The organism is Pseudarthrobacter sp. MEB009, from assembly GCF_030208875.1.
Taxonomy (GTDB): domain Bacteria; phylum Actinomycetota; class Actinomycetes; order Actinomycetales; family Micrococcaceae; genus Arthrobacter.
This window is the reverse complement of the sequence record NZ_JARVTC010000011.1, coordinates 14,588-37,670: the sequence shown is the minus strand read 5'-3', so window position 1 is coordinate 37,670 and position 23,083 is coordinate 14,588. Positions and strand designations below refer to the sequence as shown.

Annotated in this window: 21 protein-coding genes; 11 read left to right on the top strand and 10 right to left on the bottom strand. The window is 67.9% G+C overall.

Annotated features, from left to right (window positions below; all coding sequences use genetic code 11):
- Positions 1–40: 40 nt before the first annotated feature.
- From QRN07_RS09995 to QRN07_RS09985, 3 genes are all read left to right on the top strand, one after another.
- Complete coding sequence (locus tag QRN07_RS09995) at positions 41–3,274, top strand: efflux RND transporter permease subunit (RefSeq protein WP_285240970.1); 3,234 nt, start codon at positions 41–43, stop codon at positions 3,272–3,274.
- 188 nt (positions 3,275–3,462) lie between these two features.
- Complete coding sequence (locus QRN07_RS09990; RefSeq protein WP_050685498.1) at positions 3,463–4,569, top strand: LLM class flavin-dependent oxidoreductase; 1,107 nt, start codon at positions 3,463–3,465, stop codon at positions 4,567–4,569.
- On the top strand, positions 4,569–5,039 hold the full coding sequence (locus QRN07_RS09985; RefSeq protein ID WP_285240969.1) for a MarR family winged helix-turn-helix transcriptional regulator: 471 nt from the start codon (positions 4,569–4,571) through the stop codon (positions 5,037–5,039). The genes QRN07_RS09990 and QRN07_RS09985 overlap by 1 nt, the downstream gene beginning before the upstream one ends.
- Here the strand turns inward: QRN07_RS09985 and QRN07_RS09980 are convergent.
- Both QRN07_RS09980 and QRN07_RS09975 read right to left on the bottom strand, forming a co-directional pair.
- On the bottom strand, positions 5,036–5,842 hold the full coding sequence (locus QRN07_RS09980; RefSeq protein ID WP_050685500.1) for a transglutaminase-like domain-containing protein: 807 nt from the start codon (positions 5,840–5,842) through the stop codon (positions 5,036–5,038). The two genes, QRN07_RS09985 and QRN07_RS09980, sit on opposite strands and share 4 nt — an antisense overlap.
- 58 nt (positions 5,843–5,900) lie before the next feature.
- A complete protein-coding gene (locus QRN07_RS09975) occupies positions 5,901–6,704 on the bottom strand; it encodes a hypothetical protein (protein ID WP_285240968.1) in 804 nt (267 codons plus the stop codon).
- Between the two features lie 143 nt (positions 6,705–6,847).
- On the opposite strand from QRN07_RS09975, the gene QRN07_RS09970 reads away from it, so the two are divergent.
- From QRN07_RS09970 to QRN07_RS09960, 3 genes are read left to right on the top strand one after another with little or no spacing between them, the layout of a single operon-like run.
- Positions 6,848–7,510: a DUF1684 domain-containing protein gene (locus QRN07_RS09970; RefSeq protein WP_050685502.1), complete on the top strand. Its 663-nt coding sequence runs from the start codon at positions 6,848–6,850 to the stop codon at positions 7,508–7,510.
- 4 nt (positions 7,511–7,514) lie between these two features.
- Positions 7,515–8,378 (top strand): fumarylacetoacetate hydrolase family protein, encoded by an 864-nt coding sequence (locus QRN07_RS09965; RefSeq protein ID WP_285240967.1) that lies wholly within the window; start codon positions 7,515–7,517, stop codon positions 8,376–8,378.
- Between the two features lie 60 nt (positions 8,379–8,438).
- Positions 8,439–8,930, top strand: a complete 492-nt coding sequence (locus tag QRN07_RS09960; RefSeq protein ID WP_050685504.1) for a GtrA family protein — start codon at positions 8,439–8,441, stop codon at positions 8,928–8,930.
- A gap of 32 nt (positions 8,931–8,962) precedes the next feature.
- Here the strand turns inward: QRN07_RS09960 and QRN07_RS09955 are convergent, their stop codons facing one another.
- From QRN07_RS09955 to QRN07_RS09935, 5 genes are read right to left on the bottom strand one after another with little or no spacing between them, the layout of a single operon-like run.
- Positions 8,963–10,120: a cysteine desulfurase family protein gene (locus QRN07_RS09955; protein ID WP_050685505.1), complete on the bottom strand. Its 1,158-nt coding sequence runs from the start codon at positions 10,118–10,120 to the stop codon at positions 8,963–8,965.
- Between the two features lie 7 nt (positions 10,121–10,127).
- Positions 10,128–11,006 (bottom strand): carboxylating nicotinate-nucleotide diphosphorylase, encoded by an 879-nt coding sequence (gene nadC, locus QRN07_RS09950; protein WP_050685506.1) that lies wholly within the window; start codon positions 11,004–11,006, stop codon positions 10,128–10,130.
- On the bottom strand, positions 10,999–12,681 hold the full coding sequence (gene nadB, locus QRN07_RS09945) for an L-aspartate oxidase (protein WP_285240966.1): 1,683 nt from the start codon (positions 12,679–12,681) through the stop codon (positions 10,999–11,001). Before nadB ends, nadC begins: the two co-directional genes overlap by 8 nt.
- Entirely contained in the window at positions 12,681–13,985 is a 1,305-nt protein-coding gene (nadA, locus tag QRN07_RS09940; RefSeq protein WP_285240965.1) for a quinolinate synthase NadA, read from the bottom strand. Before nadA ends, nadB begins: the two co-directional genes overlap by 1 nt.
- Positions 13,982–14,692, bottom strand: coding sequence for an NUDIX hydrolase (locus QRN07_RS09935; RefSeq protein ID WP_285240964.1), 711 nt, complete (start codon positions 14,690–14,692; stop codon positions 13,982–13,984). The genes nadA and QRN07_RS09935 overlap by 4 nt, the downstream gene beginning before the upstream one ends.
- A 333-nt stretch (positions 14,693–15,025) precedes the next feature.
- Here QRN07_RS09935 and QRN07_RS09930 point away from each other — a divergent pair, with 333 nt between their 5' ends.
- The 3 genes from QRN07_RS09930 (at position 15,026) to QRN07_RS09920 (ending at position 18,205) form a co-directional block, all read left to right on the top strand.
- Complete coding sequence (locus QRN07_RS09930) at positions 15,026–16,405, top strand: amino acid permease (protein ID WP_285240963.1); 1,380 nt, start codon at positions 15,026–15,028, stop codon at positions 16,403–16,405.
- 242 nt (positions 16,406–16,647) lie between these two features.
- Positions 16,648–17,475 carry an alpha/beta fold hydrolase gene (locus tag QRN07_RS09925; protein ID WP_050685511.1) on the top strand — a complete coding sequence of 276 codons (828 nt, stop codon included), beginning with the start codon at positions 16,648–16,650 and terminating at the stop codon, positions 17,473–17,475.
- A 73-nt stretch (positions 17,476–17,548) separates the two neighbouring features.
- Complete coding sequence (locus tag QRN07_RS09920; protein WP_056597301.1) at positions 17,549–18,205, top strand: phosphoribosyltransferase; 657 nt, start codon at positions 17,549–17,551, stop codon at positions 18,203–18,205.
- Between the two features lie 60 nt (positions 18,206–18,265).
- Here QRN07_RS09920 and QRN07_RS09915 read toward each other — a convergent pair whose 3' ends face one another.
- The gene (locus QRN07_RS09915) at positions 18,266–19,603 is read right to left on the bottom strand and encodes an MFS transporter (protein ID WP_050685513.1); all 1,338 of its coding nucleotides are present in this window, start codon (positions 19,601–19,603) and stop codon (positions 18,266–18,268) included.
- A gap of 242 nt (positions 19,604–19,845) precedes the next feature.
- Between QRN07_RS09915 and QRN07_RS09910 the strand changes: the two genes are divergently transcribed.
- Positions 19,846–20,580, top strand: coding sequence for an IclR family transcriptional regulator (locus QRN07_RS09910; RefSeq protein ID WP_285240962.1), 735 nt, complete (start codon positions 19,846–19,848; stop codon positions 20,578–20,580).
- Between the two features lie 31 nt (positions 20,581–20,611).
- On the opposite strand, the gene QRN07_RS09905 is transcribed toward QRN07_RS09910, so the two are convergent.
- Positions 20,612–20,911: a helix-turn-helix domain-containing protein gene (locus QRN07_RS09905; protein ID WP_056597296.1), complete on the bottom strand. Its 300-nt coding sequence runs from the start codon at positions 20,909–20,911 to the stop codon at positions 20,612–20,614.
- Positions 20,912–20,980: 69 nt separating this feature from the next.
- Here QRN07_RS09905 and map point away from each other — a divergent pair, with 69 nt between their 5' ends.
- Positions 20,981–21,763, top strand: a complete 783-nt coding sequence (map, locus tag QRN07_RS09900; protein WP_285240961.1) for a type I methionyl aminopeptidase — start codon at positions 20,981–20,983, stop codon at positions 21,761–21,763.
- Here the strand turns inward: map and QRN07_RS09895 are convergent.
- Positions 21,735–23,066 (bottom strand): MFS transporter, encoded by a 1,332-nt coding sequence (locus QRN07_RS09895; protein WP_050685517.1) that lies wholly within the window; start codon positions 23,064–23,066, stop codon positions 21,735–21,737. The genes map and QRN07_RS09895 overlap by 29 nt on opposite strands.
- Positions 23,067–23,083 lie beyond the last annotated feature (17 nt).

Genomic DNA, 23,083 nt, shown 5'->3' with positions numbered 1-23,083 from the left:
AGGGTCCGTTCCCGTTCCCCAACCCACAGGAGACCATGCGATGTTCCGGCTGGCGCACCTTTCACTTGCAAACCGTGCCCTGATCGCACTGATCACCGTTTTCGCCTCCGTCTTCGGCGTGCTGACCATGACGTCGCTGAAGCAGGAACTCATTCCATCAATTGAGTTCCCGCAGATCACGGTGCTGACGGCCATGCCCGGGGCCTCGCCGGAGGTGGTGGACAAGCAGGTAAGCGGCCCGCTGGAAACCGCCCTGAACGGGGTGGAGGGCCTGGAATCAACGTCCTCCACCTCCCGCAATGGTGTGTCCCAGATAAGCCTGGTGTTTACGTACGGGTCGAACCTGGACCGGGCCCGGAACCAGATCGACAGGGCCATCTCCAACGCCAAGCGGTCCCTGCCGGACGATGTCCAGCCCCAGGCCATTGCGGGCAGCATCAGCGACTTCCCCATCGTGTTCCTGGCCGTCTCCTCGGACAAGTCCCTGAGCGAGCTCAACGCCGACCTGCTGCGGCTGAGCGTACCCCGGCTGCAGAAGATCGACGGCGTCCGTGGCGCCGACGTGACCGGCGGCGCCACCCAACACATCGAAATCCTGCCCCGGCAGGATGACCTGGCCGCTGCGGGCGCGGGAATCACCGCCATCCGGGACGCCCTGGCGAACAACGGGGCCCTGGTACCCGTGGGGACCGTCCAGGAGCAGGGCAAGACCCTGTCCCTGCAGATCGGCAGCCCGGTGGATTCCCTGGACGCCATCAAGGCGCTGCCGCTCTCCGGCGCCAAGGGTGCTGCCACCATCGGTACGGTGGCGGACGTGTCCTTGAAGGATGACGAGCGCACCTCCATCACCCGGACCAACGGTGCCGAAACCCTTGCCGTCTCCGTCACCAAAAAACCCGAGGGCGACACTGTGGGCATCTCCCACGCTGTCCGCGACACCCTGGCGGACCTTGAGGCCGAACTGGGCTCCAATGCCAAGTTCACGCCTGTGTTTGACCAGGCGCCCTTCATCGAAAAGTCCATCAAAGACCTCACCACCGAAGGCCTGCTGGGCCTGGGGTTCGCGGTGGCTGTCATCCTGGTGTTCCTGATGTCGGCACGCTCCACCCTGGTGACTGCGGTGTCCATCCCGCTCTCGCTGCTCATCACCTTCATTGGCCTGTCGGCCACCGGCTACTCCCTGAACATCCTGACCCTTGGCGCCCTCACCATTGCCATCGGCCGGGTGGTGGATGACTCCATCGTGGTGATCGAGAACATCAAACGTCACCTGAGCTACGGCGAGGAAAAGGTCACGGCGATCCTGACCGCCATCCGGGAAGTGGCCGGGGCCATCACCGCCTCAACCCTGACCACAGTGGCGGTGTTCCTGCCCATCGCCTTTGTGGGTGAGCTCGCCGGCGAGCTGTTCCGGCCCTTCGCCCTGACGGTCACCATGGCGCTGCTGGCTTCCCTGCTGGTGTCCCTGACCATTGTCCCCGTCCTGGCTTACTGGTTCCTGAAGAATCCAGGCGCCGCTGCCGTGGGTGCCGTGGCCGGCTCACCAACGGCCCGTACACAGGCAGCCGAGGCACGCGGCAAGGCGCTGGAGAGCGAACAGCGCAGCAGGCTCCAACGCGGCTACCTTCCCATCCTGAACAAAACCCAGAAACACCCCGTCATCACGCTGGTGGCGGCCGTCCTGGTCCTGGGCGCCACCGGCGCCATGACGCCACTGCTGGCCACCAACCTGCTGGGCAACTCCGGCCAGAACAGCCTCACTGTCCGGCAGGTGCTCCCCGCCGGCACCAGCCTGGCGGAAACCAGCGCGGCGGCCATCCGGCTGGAGACGGTCCTCCGGGGCATCGACGGCATCAAGGATGTCCAGGTCACTTCCGGCAACGCCACCGCCGGTTTTGCCGCCCTGACCTCCAGCGGGTCGTCCAATTCCACCTTCACGGTGGTCACCGACGAGAAAGCCGACCAGGAGCTGCTGCAGGAGACGGTCCGCTCCGAACTCACACAGCTCCCCGATTCCGGCAAGGTCTCCGTGGGCACCCAGCAGGGCGGGTTTGGCACGTCCTCCACCGTGGACATCACCCTCAAGGCCGCCACCACGGCGGACCTGCAGGCCGCCAGCGACGCGATGGTGGCGGCAATGACGGGTGTGCCGGGAACCAGCGAAGTGGCAACCAACCTTGCGGCCAGCCAGCCGGTGGTGCAGGTGAAGGTTGACCGCACCAAAACCGTTGCAGCCGGACTGAACGAGGAACAGGTGGCCGGCGTCCTCGCCGCTACCATCAGCCCCGTCCCCGCCGGCGAGGTGCGGATCGACACCAACGATTTCCCGGTCCGGATCGGCCAGGGCACCAAGTTCACCAGCATCGATGCCGTCCGGAACATTCCCCTGCCGGCGGGCCCCGGAACGGTGACCCTGGGCAGCGTGGCAGCCGTGGAGCAGGTGGACGTGCCGGTTTCCATCACCGCCAGCAACGGGCAACGGACCGCGCGGGTGTCCGTGACGCCGTCGGGATCCAACCTTGGTGCCGTGAATACCGAAGTCCAGGCCCGCCTGGCCGATGTGCAGCTTCCCGCCGGGGTGACTGCCGAAATCGGCGGGGCCACCACCCAGCAGGCCGAATCATTCCAGCAGCTGGGGCTGGCACTGCTCGCCGCGATCGCCATTGTGTACGTGATCATGGTGGCCACGTTCAAGTCGCTGATCCAGCCGCTGATCCTGCTGGTCTCCGTTCCGTTTGCCGCCACCGGCGCCGTGGCGCTGCTGCTCCTGACGGGGGTCCCGCTGGGGTTGCCGTCGCTGATCGGCATGCTGATGCTGGTGGGCATTGTGGTGACCAATGCGATTGTCCTGATCGACCTGATCAACCAATACCGCCAGCCACGCGACGGCCGGCCCGGAATGAGCGTGGCCGATGCCATCACGCACGGTGCCCGGCAGCGGCTGCGGCCCATCCTGATGACGGCCCTGGCTACCGTCTTTGCGCTCACGCCCATGGCCGTGGGGCTCACCGGCGGCGGCGGCTTCATCTCGCAGCCCCTTGCCGTGGTGGTGATTGGCGGGCTCATCTCCTCCACCGCGCTGACCCTCGTCCTTGTCCCGGTGCTGTACCGGCTGGTGGAAGGCCGACGGGAAAGGAAACAGTTGCTGAAGGACCTCCGCCAGCGGCCGGACTACCGGGCGGGCGCCCGTGTGGACAATGAATTCAATGACTGGACCACCGGTATGGTGCCCAAGGTCAGCGGCCGCCGGGCGGCCCCCGGCAGCCCCGAATAGCGGCGGGAATCAAGCAGGCCCACACCGGAGATCCGGTGCGGGCCTGTTGCGTTAACCCCTGGCTGCCACGCGGCGGGACAGGGAATATTCCGGACGGCATCGCGTTACAGAGGGTGATAGATGCAAATGCATCTATCTTGGACTACACTGGAACCAAGCCAGCAAGACCAGGATCGGAAAGGCACATCATGCAAATCGGTGTATTCAGCGTCAGCGACATCACCCCGGACCCCGTCACGGGCCGGATCCCCACCGAAAACGAACGCATCAAGGCCTCGGTGGCCATCGCCAAAAAAGTCGAGGAAATCGGCATGGATGTCTACGCCATCGGCGAGCACCACAACCGGCCGTTCTTCTCCTCCTCCCCCACCACCACGCTGGCCTTCATCGCCGCCCAGACGGAGCGGATTACGCTCTCCACAGCCACCACGCTGATCACCACGAATGATCCCGTCAAGATCGCCGAGGACTTCGCGATGCTCCAGCACCTCGCGGATGGCCGCGTGGACCTGGTCCTGGGCCGCGGCAACACCGCTCCCGTGTACCCCTGGTTCGGCAAGAACATCCAGGACGGGGTGGAGCTGGCCATTGAGAACTACAGCCTGCTGCGCAAGCTGTGGGACGAAGACACCGTGAACTGGTCCGGGAAGTTCCGCACCCCGCTGCAGAACTTCACTTCCACGCCCCGGCCCCTGGACGGAGTGGCACCGTTTGTGTGGCACGGCTCCATCCGCACGCCGCAGATCGCCGAGGTGGCCGCGTACTACGGTGACGGGTTCTTCGCCAACAACATCTTCTGGCCAAAAGAGCACTACCAGCAGCTGATCAGCCTGTACCGGGAACGCTACGAGCACTACGGCCATGGCACTGCGGACCAGGCGATCGTGGGCCTGGGTGGCCAGTTCTTTATGCGGAAGAACTCCCAGGACGCTGTCAAGGAGTTCCGCCCCTACTTCGACAACGCCCCGGTCTACGGCCACGGCCCGTCGCTGGAGGACTTCACCTCGCAGACTCCGCTGACCGTGGGCAGCCCGCAGGAGGTCATCGAGAAGACGCTTACCTTCCGTGAGTACTTCGGCGACTACCAGCGCCAGCTGTTCCTGATCGACCACGCCGGCCTGCCCCTGAAGACGGTCCTGGAGCAGCTGGACCTGTTCGGTGAGGAAGTCCTTCCCGTCCTGCGCAAGGAATACGCCGACAAGAAGCCCGCCCACGTCCCCGAGCCGCCCACCCACGCCAACCGCGTGGCTGCGCAGCTTGCCAAGGACGCGGCCAAAACCACCGCGGACGCATAATGTCCAGCGGAAAGCCGGAATCGCCGGTCCGTCTCGCTGCGGAAACCTGGGAGTCGTTGTTCAGGGCCCAGGTGGCGGTGATGCGGAAACTGCAGCAGGGACCGGCTTTCCGCCAGCTCGCGCTGAACGAGTACGATGTGCTGTTCACGCTGTCCCGCTGCCCCTCCGGCTGGCTGCGGCTCAACGAACTCAACGACAATGTCCTCTTGAGCCAGTCAAGCCTCAGCCGGCTGGTGGAGCGGCTTCAAAAGCGGGGGCTGGTGGATCGGATGCCCGCCCCGGAGGACGGCCGCGGCGTCCTGCTGAGGTTGACTGATGCCGGCAGGGACCTGCAGAAGGAGATCGGCCGCGAACACGTCCGGGACATCTCCGCGCTGGTGACTCCGGCGCTGACCCCCGCGGAGCAGAAAGAACTGGCACGGCTGACGGACAAGCTCCGCAGCTCACTGGGCCAGCTGCCACCGCACTAGCCCAGGACCTGCAGGCGGTCCGGGTCCTCCACCGGCAGGACGCCGTTGACCACGGCCGTGACCTGCATCCTGCTCAGCGTCAGGCTGCCGCCGATGGTGGACAGGAAGGCGGTGTCTGCGGAGTCCCGGCCGGCAGTGATCCGGAGCATTGACTCCCGCGGGGCCAGTCCGGTGGGATCAATCACGTGCCAGGCCCCGGCCACAAAGGCCTCGGCAACGGCATGGAAGTCCATGGGGTACAGGCCGGGCGCGTAGACAGCGGCGAGCCGGGCCGGGATGTCCTTGGACCGCAGCAGCGCTATGGCCAGGTGCGCGAAGTCCCGGCATACGCCGCGGCGGCTGAGGAGGGTCTCCACCGCGCCGTCCGTTCCGCGCGAGGAGCCGCTGAGGTAGCGCAGTTCCCCGTGCACCCAGTTGCGGACGGCCGTCAGCAGGGCGCCGTCCCGCAACTGGCCAAACTCCGCGTAGGCGGTGGGCAGGAGCCGGTCCGACTCCGCGTAGCGGCTGGGCCTGACGTAACGGATGCGGTCCGCGAGGGTTGCCTCTTCCGGCTGCGCCCGGCCGGACACCGTGGCCGAATAGTGCACGGTGACCTCTGCCGGGTCGGTGAACTCCATGTAGTGGAGCCGCCCGCCGTGGTGGTCCGCCACCTCGGTCAGTGGCACCTCCCCGCCGCCGCTGCTCACGGACAGCGATTCCGCGAAGGATGAGTACCCATCGTTGCGGGCCGCAGCGACGGCCATGGCTACTTTGGTGTTGGCGGCGGTTTTGAAAACCAGGTGTGCTGTAACAGTACGTTCCATGTCGCTTCCGGGGGTGTTGGCAGGAGGTGAACGGGGTCCCGGCACACGGGCTGCGGGACTAGGGTGAAACCTTCAGAGACATTAGCATCCGCTGGACGTTGGCGAATTCAGTCCCCTCATTGGCGTAGGCGGCGGCCTGCGCCAACGTATCGAAGGCCTTGGCCGGGGCCACCAACTCATCCGTTGCATAGGCCTTCAGCACCGGCACATCGCCGAACGAGTAGTCGCCTATCGCCGCGGGCCCCCGCACCGTGTTCCGCAGTTCACAGGCCAGGTTGCCCGCTCCACCCACCACGTTGGTGATCCCGTAGGAACCGAAATACCGGTAGCCCTGGATCACCCGGAACACCACGCGTGGCGGGATGGTGGCCTCACCGGACAGGGCCGGCAGGTCCACCGGCACGCTGCTGATCACGGTGTACGGTTTCCGGGATCCTTCAGGGCAGTCAACGGCCGACGCCGGCAGTCCGGTCTGCAGGGCGGCCATAAAGGTGCCGTCGGGCTTCTTCACCTCGATTTTCAGGGCGCCCGGCAGCGTCCCCGCTGCCGGCGGCACGGACTGGGCGATCCAATCCTGCGGCAGGTCGAAGCTGACTTTCCGGCCGGCGTCGGCAAATGTCTTCCATACCGCAGCGGTGGCCACCGGCCGGGCAGTGTCCGTGGCTGAGGGGCTTGCTGATGCCGCCTCCGTTCCTTCCGGTGACGCGGTGCCATCCGGCGATGCAGTGCCCTGCGTTACGGCAGGGTCTTCCGGCTGGGCAGTCCAGGCCGGTGCCGGGGCCGACGGGGCGGAACACCCAGCCAGCACGGCGGCGGCAACTGCCGTCGCGAGCATTGTCCTTGCAGCCGGCGCGCGCTTCATGCGCCCCAGCCTAGTCCGCGGGGTGACCCGACGGCGTGTAGGCGAGCCACGGCTTGCCGGTGCCGCAGGCCCGGACAGCGGACACCTGCCGGGCGTGTCGCCGTCGGACGTCTTCAGCCGTCCCTGGCACTAGGCTGTTTGGTATGGCGGAAGACCAGCACAGCGCACCCGAGGAATCACTGGCGGACATCTCCGCCCTGGACATTGCCGACTGGCGGCTGCGGACGTATTCCCTGTACGACAATGTCCGCCGGATTTCTGCGGACAACCCGGCCGAAGCCCACTCGTACTGGCGCCACCAGCGCGACCTGATGTTTGCCACCCATCCGGCCTCGGCACTGACCAAAGCCGACAAATCAAACTTTTCGGGCCTGCGGACCGCTGACTACGACCCCATCTACCGGTTCCATGTGCCGCTCACCAAAGAAGGCGCCGGCCGGGAGATGACTGTTGAGACGGGTACCGACGGGACGGTCCATTTTGTCCGGCTGGGCACGTTCGACCTGCCGGAAATGGGCCAGCTGGCCGTCTGGAAGCTGCAGGGTTACGGCGGCGGAATTTTTGTCCCGTTCCGGGACGCCACCGCCGGCCAGCCCGGCGGCAGCTACGGGGCCGGCCGGTACCTGCTGGACACCATCAAGGGCGCCTTCCACGGCGTCAGCGGCTCCGGACCGGACGCCGAGTTCGTACTCGACTTCAACTTTGCGTACAACCCGTCGTGCGCCTACAACGAGGCTTGGGCGTGCCCGCTGGCCGGCCCCTCCAACCGGCTGGCCGTGGACATCCCTGTGGGCGAGCTGTACTGAGCCCATGACCACCAACCCGCGCCGCCTTGCCCGCGTACGCCCCACTGACCCGGCAACGGCCGCGGAACAATTTTTTGTGGCCAGCGCGGCCACCGGAACCGGGACCGATGGGGACTGGACAGACCGGGACGGGACCTGGACGGTCATCGGGACGCCCTTTCCATGCTCGGCGGCCAACGCATCAAGCCCGTGGCGCGACAGCTGGCAGCTGGGGGCAACCGTGGCGCGGGACGCATTTTGTTTCCTGGCCCCCAGCGCGCCGGCCAACGTGCTGGGCATGGCCCACAACACGGGACCGGCCGGACGGGCGCAGCCGCCCCAGGCCTTCCACAAAGCAGCCACGAGCGTGGTGGGGCCAGGTGTTGCGATCGAACTGGCACCCGGGATGCGCCAGGTGGAACCGGAAGCCGAGCTGGCAGTGGTCATCGGCACCACATCCCGCGGCCTGACGCTGGCTACCGCCCGTGCTGCAGTCCTGGGGTTTACCATCGCCAACGACGTCACCTGCCGGGACCTGCAGAAATCCGACGCGCTGTGGATCAGTGCCAAAAGCCAGGACACCTTCACGCCCGCCGGGCCATGGATCACCACCGGCCTTGACGAGGCCGACCTGGCCGTGGGCGTAGTCCTCAACGGGAAGGCGCTGGAAACCGCCAGCACGGCGGACCTCGGCTGGAAAGTGGACGAAATCCTGGTGTACCTGACCGGGTTCATGACGCTCCACCCCGGCGACCTGGTCCTGACCGGGTTTCCGGCCGAGTGCCGTCCCCTGTCCCCCGGCGACACCGTCGCGTGCCGGGTGGAGGGCATCGGCGAGCTGGTCAACCCGGTGACAGCATCGGCGTGGCCCGGCCCCGTGCCGCAGTAACCCGCATGGTCCGGTCAGGCATGGTTCGGGGGCTGCCGGAACATATGTCAGGCTTAACGGATGGATTCGACCACTGCGCCTGCGGAAACAACGACGCAGCAGCCTACCCGGAGCTTTCCAGCAACCCGGCACTACCGGGGCCTCCTCCGCTTCCCGGTGGTCCGCCAGCTGATCCGCTTCTCCGGCGTTGGCGTCCTGTGCACCGCGGCGTCGCTGGCCCTGTACGCGCTGCTGCGGCCCTGGCTGGGTCCGCAGCTGGCCAATGCGGTGGCCCTGGTGCTGACGTCGCTGCTGAACACCGCCCTGAACAGGCGCCTGACCTTCAAGATTGAAGGCGGCAAGCGCAGGATCCGGGACCACCTGAACGGGCTGGTGGTCATTGTTGTGGCGCTGGTCATCACGGGTGGGAGCCTCGGCGTCCTGCACTGGCTGAATCCGGCTGCCACGGTGGGCGATGAGCTCCTCACCACCACACTCTCAGGGTTCCTGGCCACCGCCGTCCGGTTCACGCTCCTGCGGCACTGGATTTTCCGGCGGGCGCGGCACCGCTAGCGGCGTGCCGGCCCCAGCCGGAAAATCCGCGGTCAGGCCGAACCGAGGCTCCTGACCCCGGCCACAGCCCGGGCCACGGCCTCCGCTGCGGTCGCCAGGTCGCCAGCGCTGACGGTGGCGTCGAAGCTGAACCGCACCGCGGTCTGTGCCACCGCGGCCGGGAAACCCATGGCGGTGAGCACCGGCGACGGCGCGTCGGAACCAGCAGCGCACGCGGAACCGCTGGAACACACCACCCCCTGGCGTTCCAGGTCCAGCAGGACCGATTCGCCGCTGGTCCCGGGGAAGCAGAACGACGCCACCGATGGCAGCCGCTCCGAGGAATGTCCGGTGCGGACTGCGCCAGGCACCCCCGCGAGTACAGCGGCAATGAACCCGTCCCGCAGGTCCGCCACGTGGCCGGACCGCTCCGGCTGTCCTGCCTTCGCCATTGTCAGGGCGGTGGCCAGGCCCACGGCGGACGCCACGTTCTCGGTCCCGGACCGGCGGCCCCGTTCCTGGCCGCCGCCGTGGAGAAGGGGTTCCAGCCGGGTCCGGCTCCGCACAAAAAGTACGCCGCAGCCTTTGGGGGCGCCAAGCTTGTGGCCGGAAATGCTCATGGCATCAACGCCCAGGGCCTTGGTGTCCAGCGGCAGCCACCCCGCGGCCTGGACGGCGTCGGTGTGGAAGGGGATGTCCAGCCCGTGCGCCAGCGCAGCCAGTGCCGCCACCGGCTGGACAGTACCCACCTCGTTGTTGGCGTACATCACGCTGGCCACAGCGGTCCCGGGATGGAGGCAGCCCGCAAAGGCTTCCGGGGTCACCAGCCCGGTTCCGTCCACGGGCGCCACGTCAACGGTGAATCCATGGAACCGCTCAAGGTACCGGGCGGACTCTTCGACGGCCGGGTGTTCGATGGCGCTGATCAGGATCCGTTTAAGCCGTGGGTCCGCGGCCTGCCTGGCCAGGGCGATCCCCTTGATGGCCAGGTTGTCCGCCTCGGTCCCGCCGGAGGTGAACGTCAGCTCCCCTGGACGGCAGCCCAGTGCGCTGGCCACCGAAGCCCTGGCGCCGGCCAAAGCGGCAGCTGCTGATTCGCCGAGCGAGTGGTGGCTGGACGGGTTGCCGAACTCGCCGGTCAGGTAGGGCCACATGGCCTCCAGCACTTCCCGCCGGACCGGTGTGGTGGCTGCGGCGTCGAGGAAAATCAAAGCCCGTTCACCCCGCGGTCAGTTCAATGTCCAGGCCAAGGTCCAGGGCCGCCACCGTGTGGGTCAGGGCGCCGATGGAGATGACGTCCACACCGGTGGCGGCGATGTCCGCTACGGTGGCCAGGTTCACGTTGCCGCTGGCTTCAACACGGGCCCGGCCGGCCACCAGCGTCACGCCTGCGTGCAGATCCTCCACCGTGAAGTTATCCAGCATGATGGTGTCCACCCCGGCCGCAAGTACGGGATCGATCTGGTCCATGCTGTCCACCTCCACCTCGAAGTGGGTGGTGTGCCCCAGCTGCGCTCTGGCCGCCAACAGCAGGCCGGTGAGCCGGGCGGGGTCTCCCCCGGTCATCACGGCCAGGTGGTTGTCCTTGGCGAGCACTGCATCGGAGAGGCTGTACCGATGGTTGGCCCCGCCGCCGCACCTCACCGCATGGCGTTCGAGGATCCGCAGTCCGGGCGTGGTTTTGCGGGTGTCTGTGATCCGGGCGGAAGTCCCCTCCACAAGGCGAACGAACTCCGCGGTTTTGGTGGCGATCGCGGACATCCGCTGGACCAGGTTGAGGGCCACCCGTTCGGCCAGCAGCACCGAGCGGGCCCGTCCGCTGACCCGCGCGAGGTGCGTTCCGGCGTCGAACGTTTCCCCATCCTGCACCAGGAGCTGCACCTGGGTATCCGGATCAACCAGCAGCATGGCGTCGCGGAACACCGTGGCGCCGCTGAACACCCCGGGCACCCGGGCGTTCAGGACGGCCGTGGCGCGGGCGCCGGCGGGAATGAGCAGCTGGGAGGTGATGTCGCCGGCGGGGGCGTCCTCGGCGAAGGCGCGCTCCAGGATGTCGCGGACGGGGGCCTGCGGGAGGGTGGCTGTTGAATCAGTCATGGACAAGGCTCGCTTTCGGGCGCCGGCTGACGGCGGTGGGGGAATGGTCGACGTCGGTGCTGTCGCTGCGGTAGTGCGCGCCCACCGAGGCGCGCCGCGAGATGGCGCCGGCCACCAGGAGTTGCGCCGCCAGCAGCAGGTTGGCGTCCTCGTGGCTGCGGGGATCAGCGTCCGCGGGGACTTTCAGGGGTTGCACCGCAGCGGCCCAGGCGGCCAGGAGCGTGCCTGCCTCAGCCAGCAGCTGTCCGTTCCGCAACACGCCGGCTTTGGCGGTCATCAGCCGCCGCAGCGCTTCCCGGGAAAACGGCTCGCCTGCAGCTGCCTGCGGGCCGGGCGACGCTTTGGCGGGTGTGCCAAAGGCCTGCGCCGAAGGAATGGTCCCCGCCGGCGCCCAGGCCGGGCCGGGTGAGAGGAAGGATTCGACGGCGCGGCGGCCAAACACCAGCCCTTCCAGCAGGGAGTTGCTGGCCAGGCGGTTTGCGCCCTGGACGCCGGTGCAGGCAACTTCCCCGGCCGCGTAGAGCCCGGGAAGGCTGGTGCGGGCAGAGAGGTCCGTGGCCACGCCGCCCATCCAGTAGTGCGCGGCGGGCGCCACGGGGACCACGTCCCGGGTCCAGTCAATGCCGGCGTCGAGGGTTTTTTGGGTGAGCGTGGGAAACCGGCGGCGGAGGAACCCTGCGCCCTTGGCCGCTTCGATACCGCGGGCATCCAGGTAGATGTGGCCGTTGGGGTCGCCAAGTTTGGCCAGGTGCAGGGCGATGCTGCGCGAGACCACGTCGCGGGGTGCCAGCTCCGCGTCAGGGTGGTAGGCGCGCATAAAGCGGCGGCCGCTGCCGTCCACCAGGAGTGCGCCTTCGCCACGCACGGCTTCTGAAATGAGCAGCGGATCGCCGCTGCAGCCGGGCCCGCCCGCGCTGCCCGGCTGGACCAGGCAGGTGGGGTGGAACTGGAAGAACTCGAGGTCACTGACAGCTGCCCCGGCGCGGACGGCGAGCGCCAGGCCATCTGCGGTGGCCACGGCGGGGTTGGTGGTCTGGGCGAACAGCTGCCCTGCTCCCCCGGTGGCCAGCAGCACGGCGTCGGCGTCGAGGGTGGCCGGACGTCCGGCCTGGAGGTAGTCCACCCCTGTCACCCTGCCGCATGCCTGGTGCAGCGCCGTGGCGTGGGCCCCGGCCAGGATGGTCAGCTGGCCCCCGGCTTCCCGGGCGAGGACTTCGCTGATCAGGGCGGCGGCCACCCTGGCTCCCGTGGCGTCTCCGCCGGCGTGCAGGATCCGCGGGGCACTGTGGGCAGCTTCAAGGCCAAGGGCCGGACCGCCGTCGGACCCTGGATCAAACTCGACGCCGTAGCGTGCCAGCCCGGCAATGTCCTGGCGTGCTTCGCGGCACATCAATTCCACGGCGGCCCGGTTGCAATGGCCGGCCCCCGCCTGCAGGGTATCGGCGATGTGCGCTGCCACCGTGTCGCCGGGAGCGGGATGGTCCAGGACGGCCGAGATGCCGCCCTGGGCGTACCAGGTGTTGCTTTGATCCAGCCGGCCCTTGGTCAGCAGCACCACCTCCGCGCCGGCATCGCCCGCCAGCAGTGCCGCGTAGAGCCCGGCGATGCCGCTGCCCAGGATGGCGAGCCGGCGGGTGGCCAGCGGCCGGGCAGAAGTGCGGGGCGGGCGCTGCATTATGGCCTGGCCGCGAGCATACGCTCAAGCGCGGTCCGGGCGTTGGCCTGGACGGCATCATCGACGGTGATCCGGTTGACCACGCGCCCTGCCACGAGTTCCTCCAGGACCCACGCGAGGTAGCCGGGGTGGATCCGGTACATCGTGGAGCAGGGGCAGATCACCGGGTCCAGGCAGAAAATGGTGTGCTGCGGGTATTCGGCGGCCAGCCGGTTCACCATGTTGATTTCCGTGCCGATCGCGAACGTGGTGGGTTCCGTGGCTGCGGAGATGGCCTTTTTGATGAAATCGGTGGAACCGGCGGAATCGGCGGCATCCACCACTTCCATGGGGCATTCCGGGTGCACAATGACCTGCACCCCGGGGAAGTCCTGCCGGGCCTTTTCAATCTGGCCCACGTTAAAGCGCTTGTGGACGGAGCAGAAACCGTGCCACAGGATGACCCGGGAATCCTGCAACGCCTCGCTGCTGTTGCCGCCCAGGTCCTTGTTCGGATTCCACATGGGCATTTGCTCCAGCGGCACGCCCAGGGCCTTGGCGGTGTTCCTGCCCAGGTGCTGGTCCGGGAAGAAGAGCACCCGCTGTCCACGCGCAAAAGCCCATTCGAGGACGGTCTTCGCGTTTGAGGACGTGCAGACGATGCCGCCGTGTTCGCCACAGAAGGCCTTCAGCGCTGCGGAGGAGTTCATGTAGGTGACGGGGATGACCGGGACCCGGCCGTCGGCGTCGGGCTCGGTGCCGAAGATTTCCGTGAGTTGTTCCCAGCATTCCTCCACCGACCCGGCGTCGGCCATGTCCGCCATGGAGCAGCCGGCGGCGAGGTTGGGCAGGATGACTGCCTGTTCGGGGGTGGAGAGGATGTCCGCTGTTTCGGCCATAAAGTGCACCCCGCAAAAGATGATCGCTTCGGCATCGGGCCTGGTCAGGGCAGCGTTGGCCAGCTGGAAGGAATCGCCCACAAAGTCCGCGTACTGGATGACCTCGTCCCGCTGGTAGAAGTGGCCCAGGACCACGGCCCGGTTGCCCAGCGTGGCTTTCGCAGCGAGGATGCGGGCCGCCAGTTCGGCATCGGTGGCCTTTTTGTACTCCTCCGGCAGCTGGCCCTGGCGGGGCGTGGCGGCGGGTGCGGCGTCGGCGCTGGAGGCGCCGGGTCCGTAGGCGGGAATGCCGGCGAGGGCTTCGGCAAGGTCGTAGTCCCAGGGACCTTTGGCGAGGGCCGGGCTGCAGGTGCTGCGCTCAGCGGCGCCGCCCTTTTCAGCTTGTTCGCGCGTGATCAGCTGGATTGCTGTGTTGACGCTGGTCATGGTGTGCTCCTGTTGTCTGGGTCAAGGCCGGGCCGGCCGGTGAAGCGGTAAAGGCGTGGCGGGCGGTGCTTCCCGCCCTGGAGGAATTCCCCGGTTTCTTCGATTTCCGGGGTCGCCTTGAGTTGCCTGCGGAAGTTGCCGGGGTCCAGCTGGCGGTCCAGGACAGCCTCGTAGACTTCCCGGACCTGGGCCAGGGTGAAGTACTCCCCGAGCAGGTGGTAGGCCACTGAGCCGTAGGCGAGCTTGTTCCGCAGCCGCCAGAGCGCGTACTCCACGATGGCGTTGTGATCGAAGGCCAGCGTGCCCAACCGGTCCGCCCGGAACCACCGGACGTTCTCGGATTCGTCGGCGAGCGCAGCTTCGGTGGGCTGCACCAGTGCCCAGTAGACGATCGAGACAACGCGCTGGGTGGGCGAGCGGTGCAGGCCACCGAACGCGTACAGCTGCTCGAGGTAGCTGGGGGCCAACCCGGTGGTTTCCCGGAGGTTCCGCGCGGCCGCGTCCTGCAGGGAGTCGACCTGGCTCAGGGGGCCGCCGGGAAGGGCCCACTGGTCCTTGTAGGGTTCCCGGATCCGGCGCACCAGCGGCAGCCACAGCGTGGGCCGGCCGGAATTCTCGCTGGGTCGGAGCGCGAAGATCACCGTGGAAATGGCCAGTGCCGGCGGTGCCGCCTGGCGTTCGGAAACGTTTGCCGAGGTCGAATACATCGCTGCCACCGCCTCCTTCCGGAGCCACCTCATCAGTTAAAGTCACTTTGACTAGAACTAATTCTACGACTCCACGGCCCGAAACCGAAATGTTGCCGGCAGCAGTCCCGGCCGGTCATGCAGCAGCCACCACCGGGTTCAGAGTCCGGCCCGGGAAATCGGCGTCCGGCACAAGGACCGGGGAGGCGGGAGGCTTCGGGTGCCCGGCCGTTTCGCCGGACCTCTGTACCCATCGTTTCGCGCCGGCCAGTCCGCCCGGTACGGCCTGCACGGGCTCAGGCGGTAAATTCAAGTGGTCCCACGAGGATCCCCCCGAACCCAAGAAGGCAGCCCATGACGGAGAAGCACGCCCCGGCACATCCACAGCCCCAGCTGGGCCATAGCATGAAGCCCCGCCAGCTCACCATGATGGGACTGGGCAGTGCCATCGGCGCGGGCCTGTTCCTTGGCTCAGGTGCCGGCGTGCAAGCGGCCGGGCCGGCAGTGCTCATCTCGTACCTGGTGGCCGGCACCCTGATCATCCTGGTCATGTGGGCGCTGGGCGAAATGGCTGCCGCCAACCCCAACATCGGCGCATTCTCGGTCTACGCCGAGCGTGCCATGGGAAAGACTGCCGGCGCCACCATCGGCTGGTTGTGGTGGCTGCAGCTGGTGGTGGTTATTGCCGCTGAAGCACTCGGCGCCGCCGGGCTGCTGTTTTCCGTGTGGCCGGTGGTTCCTGTCTGGGCCCTCGCACTCCTGTTTATGGTGGTGTTCACGGGCATCAACCTCGCCGGCGTCCGGAACTTCGGCGAGTTCGAGTTCTGGTTCGCCGTCCTCAAGGTGGCCGCCATCATCCTGTTCCTCGGCGTGGGCGCAGCCCTGCTCCTGGGGCTTCTCCCGGACGTGGCCTCGCCAGGCCTGGCCAACCTCACCACCGACTTTGCCCCTGAGGGCCTGGGAGGTGTGGCCGCGGCACTGTTTGTGGTGATTTTTGCTTTCGGCGGGACCGAGATTGTGTCCGTTGCCGCCGCCGAAACCGAAGACCCGGAGCACAGCGTCGGCAAGGCCATCCGCACCGTGGTGTGGCGGATCCTGGTGTTCTACATCGGTTCCGTGCTGGTGATCGCTGCAGTCCTGCCCGCCACCTCCGAGGCCCTGGCCTCCCCGTTTGCGGGGGTCCTGGACGCCGCCCGGATCCCAGGGGCGGCCACCGCCATCACCCTGGTGGCCGTCGTCGCGCTCCTCTCGGCATTGAATGCCAACCTGTACGGCGCGTCCCGGATGGTGTACTCCCTCGCCGGCCGTGGGGAAGCACCCCGGTTCCTGGCCCGGCTGCGCGGCGCCGGGGTGCCCATGGCGGCCGTGGGCGTGTCGGTGGCGTTTGGTTTCATCGCGACTGTCCTGGAGCTGCTGTTTCCGGAGCGGATCCTGCCGGCCCTGTTCCAACTGGTGGGCTCCACCTGCCTGGTGGTCTGGGGCAGCGCGCTGGTTTCGCAGCTGGTCCTGCGGCGCCGTGCGGACCGGGCGGGCACTCCCCTGCCCCTGCGGATGAAGGGCTTCCCGGGCCTGACCATCCTTGGCCTGGTCCTGCTGGCCGTGATCTTTGCTGTGGGGTTCAGCGCCGAGAGCAGCCGGGTGCAGCTCTTCGGCACGCTGACGCTGATCGCGGGGATCGCTGCGGCCTGCTGGCTGGCCGCCCGGCTCACCGGGGGCGCCCGCCAGCCCAACTGACTAGCAGTTGTTGTCGTTTTGGGGGTTCAAAACGACAACAACTGCGAGCTAGTTGGGCGGGGCGGGTGCCAGCTTGCCCGGTTGAAGTCCCTCGCAGCCCTGGCGGTTGAAACCGGTAAATCCGCTGTTGAGCTGCCAAGTCCGCAGCCGGGTAAAGTGGTGCGTACCTTCGGCGGGGCAGGCGGAGGAGGCTCCGAAGCGCAGGGTCCGCCTGAGCGCCGTACTTGATGAGGACTGAAACCATGAGCGGCAGGCACACCGGCAACCAGCACAACCACACGGTAGAGGGCACCGACCCGCAACTTTTTGTCGCTGTCCACGATCCGGCATCGGACGCCGGCCTCAGGCCCGTCCTGCTGATCCACGGTTTCTCGTCCTCCAGCAAGCTGAACTGGGAAGACACCGGTTGGGTGGCTGCGCTGCTGGATGCGGGCCGCCGGGTCATCACCGTGGACCTGCCGGGCCACGGCCGCAGCGGCGCCCCGGAAGACCGAGATTCCTACTCCCCCAGCAGGATCCGCGCGGACCTGCTGCAGGCAGCGTTCGACGCCGGGGCCCGCCCCCTGCAGGACGGGAATCCTTCCAGCGGGCTGGACGTGGTGGGGTATTCGCTGGGCTCCCGGCTCGCCTGGGAATTCGGCGCCACCCAGCCCGAACTGGTGCACCGGCTGGTGCTGGGCGGGCCCAACATGGCCGACCCACTGGCGGAATTCGACCTGGTGGCCGCCCAGGACTTCCTGGCCGACGGCACCCCGATCGCGGATGAGTCCACCGCCAGGCTGCTCCGGATGGCGCAGCTGCTGCCGAGCAACAACATCTTCGCCCTGCTGACCCTGGTGGAAGCCATCAAGGATGAGCCCTACGACCCCGCCGAAGCCGTGCCGCACGTCCCCTTGCTCCTGGTGGCCGGCGAACTGGACGAACGGCTCGGCAGCCTGGCGGGGCTGGCCGATTTGGCCGCCAAGGCCGGAACCAGCGCCGAGCAGCTGGTTCTCCCCGGCAGGAACCACACCAACGCCGTGACCAGCAGGGCCTTCAAGCAGGCGGCCATCGCGTTCCTGGCCGGCTAGCCGCCGGCCGCACACGGGCGCGCGTCCCGGCGGTAGGCTGGGTCCGACGTGGCAAAAGGGCCGGAAGGGACACATGGGAACGCGCTTTGAGGACCGCACCGACGCCGGCCGGCAGCTGGCGTCGGTCCTGACCCAATTCAGGGAACGGCCGGACACCGTGGTGCTGGGCCTGGCCCGGGGCGGGATCCCCGTGGCCGCTGCCGCCGCCCAGGCCCTGTTCCTGCCGTTAGGCGCTGTCCTGGTCCGGAAACTGGGCATCCCGGGGCATCCGGAAACCGCGTACGGGGCGCTGGCCCGGTCCGGCGGACGCACCGTCCGGCTCCTCAACCGGCCGCTGCTGGACCGTGTGCTGGCCCATGGGGTCGGCCGGGAGCAGCTGGAAGCCGTGGAGGCCCAGGAACGCGCCGAACTGCACAGGCGTGCGGCCCGGTACCCGGAATACAGCCTGGACCTGGCGGGAAAAACGGTGCTGCTGGTGGACGACGGGCTGGCTACGGGAGCCACCATGCGTGCTGCCGTCGAGGCGGTCCGGGCCGGCAACGCGGCAGCCGTGGTGGCGGCGGCGCCCGTGGGGTCCGTGGAGGCGGAGACGTCCCTGGAACGGGTCTGCGACGCCGTGCTGTGCCTGCACCTGCCCGGCAAGTTCCGCGCCGTGGGCAGCTTCTACCGGAATTTCGGCCAACTGACGGACGCGGACGCGCTCGGTTTCCTGGCAGCGGCTGCCGATTAACGTCCGACGGCGGGCCGGACCGCCGTGGTCCGGCCCGCCGTCGGGCGCGTGGAAAGGTTCCTAGTGGTGGCCGCCGCTGACGCCCAGCGGGTTGCCCTTGGTCTCCTTGGCGAGCACCACACCAACCACCGAGATGACACAAAGCACCATGATGTAGATGCCGATGGAGCCGGTCCACCCGGTGCTTTGCAGCAGGAATTCGGCGATGGTGGCCGCAAAGGCGCCGCCGAGGATGGCGCCGAAGGCATAGCCGATGGAGATGCCGGAGTACCGGACGTTAGCGGGGAACATTTCGGCATACATGGCCGACATGGGCCCGTAGGAGAGGCCCAGTCCGATGGTGAGGACAAACAGGGCAAGCCCGTAAAGCCAGATGTTTTTGGTGTCGATCAGGGCGAACATGGGGATCATCCACACAAAGATGATCGCGTACCCGGTCACGAACGTCTTCACCCGGCCGATCCGGTCCGAAAGCCAGCCGCCCACCAACGTGAAGATCAGCCAGCCAAAGGACGCCAGCGTGGTGGCCAGCAGGATCTGCGGGGTGGGCATCTTCAGGATGCGGGTGGCGTAGGAGATGAAGAACGCGATCAACAGGTAGCCGGCGGCGTTGTTGCCGATGAAGATCAGCGTGGAGTACAGGACCGGCTTTTTGTGGTTGCGGACCAGCTCGCCCAGGGGCGCCTTGCTTTCCTTCTTCCGCAGGGCCATTTCCTGGAAGACCGGGCTTTCGGCCACGGCGCGGCGGATGAGGTAGCCCACCACAATCAGGACGATGGAGAGCAGGAACGGCAGCCGCCAGCCCCAGGCCGCGAAGTCCTCCTTGGACATTCCGGTGTTGAGGAAGTAGAGCAACCCGGTGGCCAGGATCATGCCCACCGGCACGCCGATCTGGGGGTAGGCGCCGAAGAGGCCGCGCTTATTCAGGGGTGCGTGCTCCACGGCCATCAGTGCGGCACCGCCCCACTCGCCACCGGCCGAGAAGCCCTGGACAACACGGAGCAGGATGAGCAGGACCGGGGCCCAGGCGCCGATCTGGGCGTAGGTGGGCAGCATACCGATCAGGGCCGTGGCGGCCCCCATCATCACCAGCGTGAAGACCAGCATGGCCTTGCGGCCCAGGCGGTCCCCGAGGTGGCCCGCCACCACGGCGCCGAGCGGCCGGAACAGGAAGCTGATGCCGATCAGGGCGAAGGAGAGGATCTGGGCCAGGCCCGGGTTTGATTCGTTCAGCGGTGCCAGGAAGAGCGGGGACAGCAGCGTCGCCGTCAGCTGGGCAAAGATAAAGAAGTCGTACCACTCGATGGTGGTGCCCACCAGGGTGCCGGCGAGGACTTTGCGTTCTTCGTGCCTGCTGCTGGGGCCGGTAAGGGTGTCCACCTGGGAAGGTGTGGTCATTGAAACTCCATTGTTTATTCGGCGGGGATGCCACCGGACGCCTTCATAATTACCGACAGAACGGTCAGTTAGTAAGCAGGGTACTACGAAAATGTGAGTCAGGACACGCAAAGCGGCAAAATTCAACGTTGTTTGGGTGCAGGGACCCTGGCGGGTGGCGTGCCGGCGCCAGCCTGATGGCGAGGTGGCGCAGGCGCCGCCGGGCCGGTCCCCTGGGATCGTGGCGGCCTAGGATGGATGCCATGACTTCCTCCGCTGCAGCACCGGCCGGAGCGGCACCGGCCGCGGCACCCCCGTCGCAGACCCTCTCGCGCGGCATCCGTGCGCTGGAGATCCTGGCTGCCGCCCCCGGCCCCCTGACCATTGCGGAACTGGCGGACGCCATGGCCGTGCACCGCTCCGTGGCGTACCGCATCCTGCGCACCCTCGAGGACCACTCACTGCTGGAGCGGGACAACGCCGGCAAGCTGATGCCGGGACCGGGACTCGCCGTCCTGGCCCGCGGGGTGTCAAGGAACCTGCAGGCAGCAGCAATGCCGGAGCTGACCCACCTCGCCAACACCCTGGACATGACGGCGTTTGTGGCGCTGTGGGACCACCATGACTGCATCACGCTGGTCACGGTGGAGCCCCGGCACGCCGGCGCAACAGTGGCCCAGCACCCCGGAAGCCGGCATCCCATCAATGCCGGCGCGCCGGGCATCGCCATCCAGTCCGCCCTGACCGAAGCCGAATGGGAGCGCCTGGGAACCGGGATCGCCTACCGGCCGGAAGCCACAGAGGCCCGGCGGCAGGGGTACTCCGCCAGCCATGACGAGGTCATTCCCGGCGTGTCGTCACTGGCGGCACCGGTCCGGGTGCCCGGCGGCAGGCCGGCCGCACTCGCCGTGGTTTACATCCGGTCCGCGCACGGCCCTGCAGTTGTAGGCGAAGCGCTCGCGGCCAGTGCGGCCCGGATCGAGGCCCTGCTGGCGTAACCGGGTAAAGCCGGTCCGAGGATGCACCCGGTCAGGATGCCAACCGCTGCGGCGCGCCGCGGCCGTCGAGTTGGGCGGTGCCACCGGCGGGTGGATTGATCCCGGCCCATACCTCGTCCAGCGAAAGGCCCAGCACGTCAGCGATCGCGGCGATGGTGGGAAAAGCAGGCGTGGCAACCCGGCCGGTCTCGATTTTGCGGAGCGTTTCCGGTGAAACCCGTGCTGCGAGGGCCGTTTCCAGCATGGAACGCTGTCCGCGGGCTCGGCGGAGGAGGGCGCCGAGGCGTTCTCCGCGCTCGACTTCTTCGGGTGTGAGGGGCAACCTGACCATGGCACCAACTATAGTACCGGGATAATATGGCCGGTATAGTTATTGGAAAATGATGCCTGGAGGCGCTGCATGATCGAAATCCTGAACCCCGCCGAGCTGACCCGTGCAAAGGTCACCGGGACCCTGGTGGCAGACATCCTGCACACCCTCAAGGCCCGCAGCACGGTGGGCACCAACCTGCTGGACATCGACAGGTGGGCCAAGGCCATGATCCTCGAGGCCGGGGCCACGTCCTGTTACGTGGACTATGCTCCCTCATTTGGCCGTGGGCCCTTTGGGCACTACATCTGCACTGCAGTGAACGACGCCGTGCTGCACGGGTTGCCTCACGATTACACCCTTGCCGACGGCGATCTGCTGACCCTTGACCTCGCTGTCATCAAGGATGGGGTCGCGGCTGATTCCGCCATCAGCTTCCTGGTGGGCGCCGCCCGCCCGGCAGCCAGCGTTGCCATGATCAACGCCACGGAGCGCGCCCTGGCAGCCGGGATCGCCGTTGCCTGTCCGGGGGCCCGGATCGGCGATTTGTCCCACGCCATCGGCACGGTCCTCACCGAGGCCGGCTACCCGGTCAACACGGAGTTCGGCGGCCACGGCATCGGCTCCACGATGCACCAGGACCCCCATATCGCCAACACCGGCCGGCCCGGACGCGGCTACAAACTGCGTCCGGGCCTGCTGCTGGCGCTTGAGCCCTGGGTCATGGCTGACACTGCCCAACTGGTCACGGACCCGGACGGATGGACCCTGCGCAGCGCCACCGGCTGCCGGACCGCCCACAGTGAGCACACCATTGCCATCACGGCCGACGGAGCCGAGATCCTTACGCTGCCGTCCGCGGCGCGTCAGTAGCGCCCGGGTCTTTCGGGCGGAGTCCGACGGCGGCTGCCGCACCCAGGAGGGCCAGCGCCAAAGCAGCCGCTACGGGGACAATGAACGCCGCTGCATACCCGCTGGTCTGTGCCAGCTGGCCGCCGATGGAGGAGCCCAGGGCCGTGCCGGCCACGATACCGCTGGCCAAGGCCGTCATAACGGTGCCCAGTCGCCGGGCCGGGGCCACCATGCCGCCCACGGAGAAGACGGTGACCATCACCGGTCCCACGGGAAGGCCCAGGACCAGCAGGACGGCTACCATGGCGCCGAGGGACGTGGGAAGCAGCAACAGGACGGCGAGCGCGGCCATGGCGAAGGCGGACACCATCCACCGCAGCGGAAGGCTGAACCGGCGCGGCCAGTAGGCCACCGAGAGTGCGGCGGCGGCGGAGCTCAGGCCCATGGCGGCGTACAGCAGGCCGGCCAGCTCCGAGCCGCCGAACCCTGCCGAGAAGGCGCTGAGTGCGGCCTGGGTGGAGCCGAAGAAGGTGCCCATGCAGACCATTGCCACCACCGGCAGGATCACGGCCGGCGGCAGTTTTTTGGCTGCAGGTTCCTGCGCTGCGGAGCCTGATCCTGCGCTGCGGCGGCTGACCGGCACCGAGCGGTGCGTCGGGTGCGAGGCGAACGCCGGGACCAGCGTGATGGTCATGGCCGCGGCGAGGGCAAGCGGCAGCCAGGGCGCCAGCAGGCTGGCGAGGATGCCCACCAGGGCAGGCCCCAGGACGAAGGTCACTTCGTCTGCCGTGCTTTCGTACGAGAGTGCCGTGTCAAGGTCGCGGTTGTTATCCGCCGGCACTCCGCGGGAGGCCAGGGCCATCCAGCGGACCCGGGCCAGCGGCCCCACCTGCGGGCAGCTGGCGCCGGCCAGGAACGCCGTCGCCAGGACAAATACGGGGAACCCACCAGCCTGGCCCATGGTGGTGGCGGCGACGATCAGCGACACAACGGCGAGGGTATTGAGGACAGCGGCCACCAGCAGGACAGGGCGTTGGCCGCGCCGGTCTGCCAGCGCACCGAGCATCGGCGCGCCAAGGGCCGAACCGATGCCTACGGCCCCGGCAGCGGTTCCGCCAATGGCGTAGGAGCTGCTGACGGAGGTGACCAGGGTCAGCGTGCCAACCGTGAGCATGGCCAGCGGCAGCCGGGCGAAGAGGCCCAGAGGCAGGAAACTGCGGCCGGCCAGCTGTGGAAGGCGGGCGAAGCGGCCCACCGGGGCAGCGGTGGCGGGGCCGGCCTCAAGGGTGTTGTTGGTTGCAGCGGGAGAAGGTTGTGGCGTCATTTCCGGGCTCGTTTACT

What these genes read in the sequence shown, in the direction of transcription:
- QRN07_RS09995 (WP_285240970.1), top strand. Translation starts at nt 41, where the DNA reads ATGTTCCGGCTGGCGCACCTTTCACTTGCAAACCGTGCCCTGATCGCA.
- QRN07_RS09905 (WP_056597296.1), bottom strand. Translation starts at nt 20,911, where the DNA reads ATGGTCAGGTTGCCCCTCACACCCGAAGAAGTCGAGCGCGGAGAACGC.
- QRN07_RS09915 (WP_050685513.1), bottom strand. Translation starts at nt 19,603, where the DNA reads ATGACCACACCTTCCCAGGTGGACACCCTTACCGGCCCCAGCAGCAGG.
- QRN07_RS09930 (WP_285240963.1), top strand. Translation starts at nt 15,026, where the DNA reads ATGACGGAGAAGCACGCCCCGGCACATCCACAGCCCCAGCTGGGCCAT.
- QRN07_RS09975 (WP_285240968.1), bottom strand. Translation starts at nt 6,704, where the DNA reads ATGAAGCGCGCGCCGGCTGCAAGGACAATGCTCGCGACGGCAGTTGCC.
- nadA (WP_285240965.1), bottom strand. Translation starts at nt 13,985, where the DNA reads ATGACCAGCGTCAACACAGCAATCCAGCTGATCACGCGCGAACAAGCT.
- nadC (WP_050685506.1), bottom strand. Translation starts at nt 11,006, where the DNA reads ATGACTGATTCAACAGCCACCCTCCCGCAGGCCCCCGTCCGCGACATC.
- QRN07_RS09920 (WP_056597301.1), top strand. Translation starts at nt 17,549, where the DNA reads ATGGGAACGCGCTTTGAGGACCGCACCGACGCCGGCCGGCAGCTGGCG.
- QRN07_RS09980 (WP_050685500.1), bottom strand. Translation starts at nt 5,842, where the DNA reads ATGGAACGTACTGTTACAGCACACCTGGTTTTCAAAACCGCCGCCAAC.
- QRN07_RS09895 (WP_050685517.1), bottom strand. Translation starts at nt 23,066, where the DNA reads ATGACGCCACAACCTTCTCCCGCTGCAACCAACAACACCCTTGAGGCC.
- QRN07_RS09970 (WP_050685502.1), top strand. Translation starts at nt 6,848, where the DNA reads ATGGCGGAAGACCAGCACAGCGCACCCGAGGAATCACTGGCGGACATC.
- QRN07_RS09925 (WP_050685511.1), top strand. Translation starts at nt 16,648, where the DNA reads ATGAGCGGCAGGCACACCGGCAACCAGCACAACCACACGGTAGAGGGC.
- QRN07_RS09985 (WP_285240969.1), top strand. Translation starts at nt 4,569, where the DNA reads ATGTCCAGCGGAAAGCCGGAATCGCCGGTCCGTCTCGCTGCGGAAACC.
- nadB (WP_285240966.1), bottom strand. Translation starts at nt 12,681, where the DNA reads ATGCAGCGCCCGCCCCGCACTTCTGCCCGGCCGCTGGCCACCCGCCGG.
- QRN07_RS09960 (WP_050685504.1), top strand. Translation starts at nt 8,439, where the DNA reads ATGGATTCGACCACTGCGCCTGCGGAAACAACGACGCAGCAGCCTACC.
- QRN07_RS09910 (WP_285240962.1), top strand. Translation starts at nt 19,846, where the DNA reads ATGACTTCCTCCGCTGCAGCACCGGCCGGAGCGGCACCGGCCGCGGCA.
- QRN07_RS09965 (WP_285240967.1), top strand. Translation starts at nt 7,515, where the DNA reads ATGACCACCAACCCGCGCCGCCTTGCCCGCGTACGCCCCACTGACCCG.
- QRN07_RS09990 (WP_050685498.1), top strand. Translation starts at nt 3,463, where the DNA reads ATGCAAATCGGTGTATTCAGCGTCAGCGACATCACCCCGGACCCCGTC.
- QRN07_RS09935 (WP_285240964.1), bottom strand. Translation starts at nt 14,692, where the DNA reads ATGTATTCGACCTCGGCAAACGTTTCCGAACGCCAGGCGGCACCGCCG.
- map (WP_285240961.1), top strand. Translation starts at nt 20,981, where the DNA reads ATGATCGAAATCCTGAACCCCGCCGAGCTGACCCGTGCAAAGGTCACC.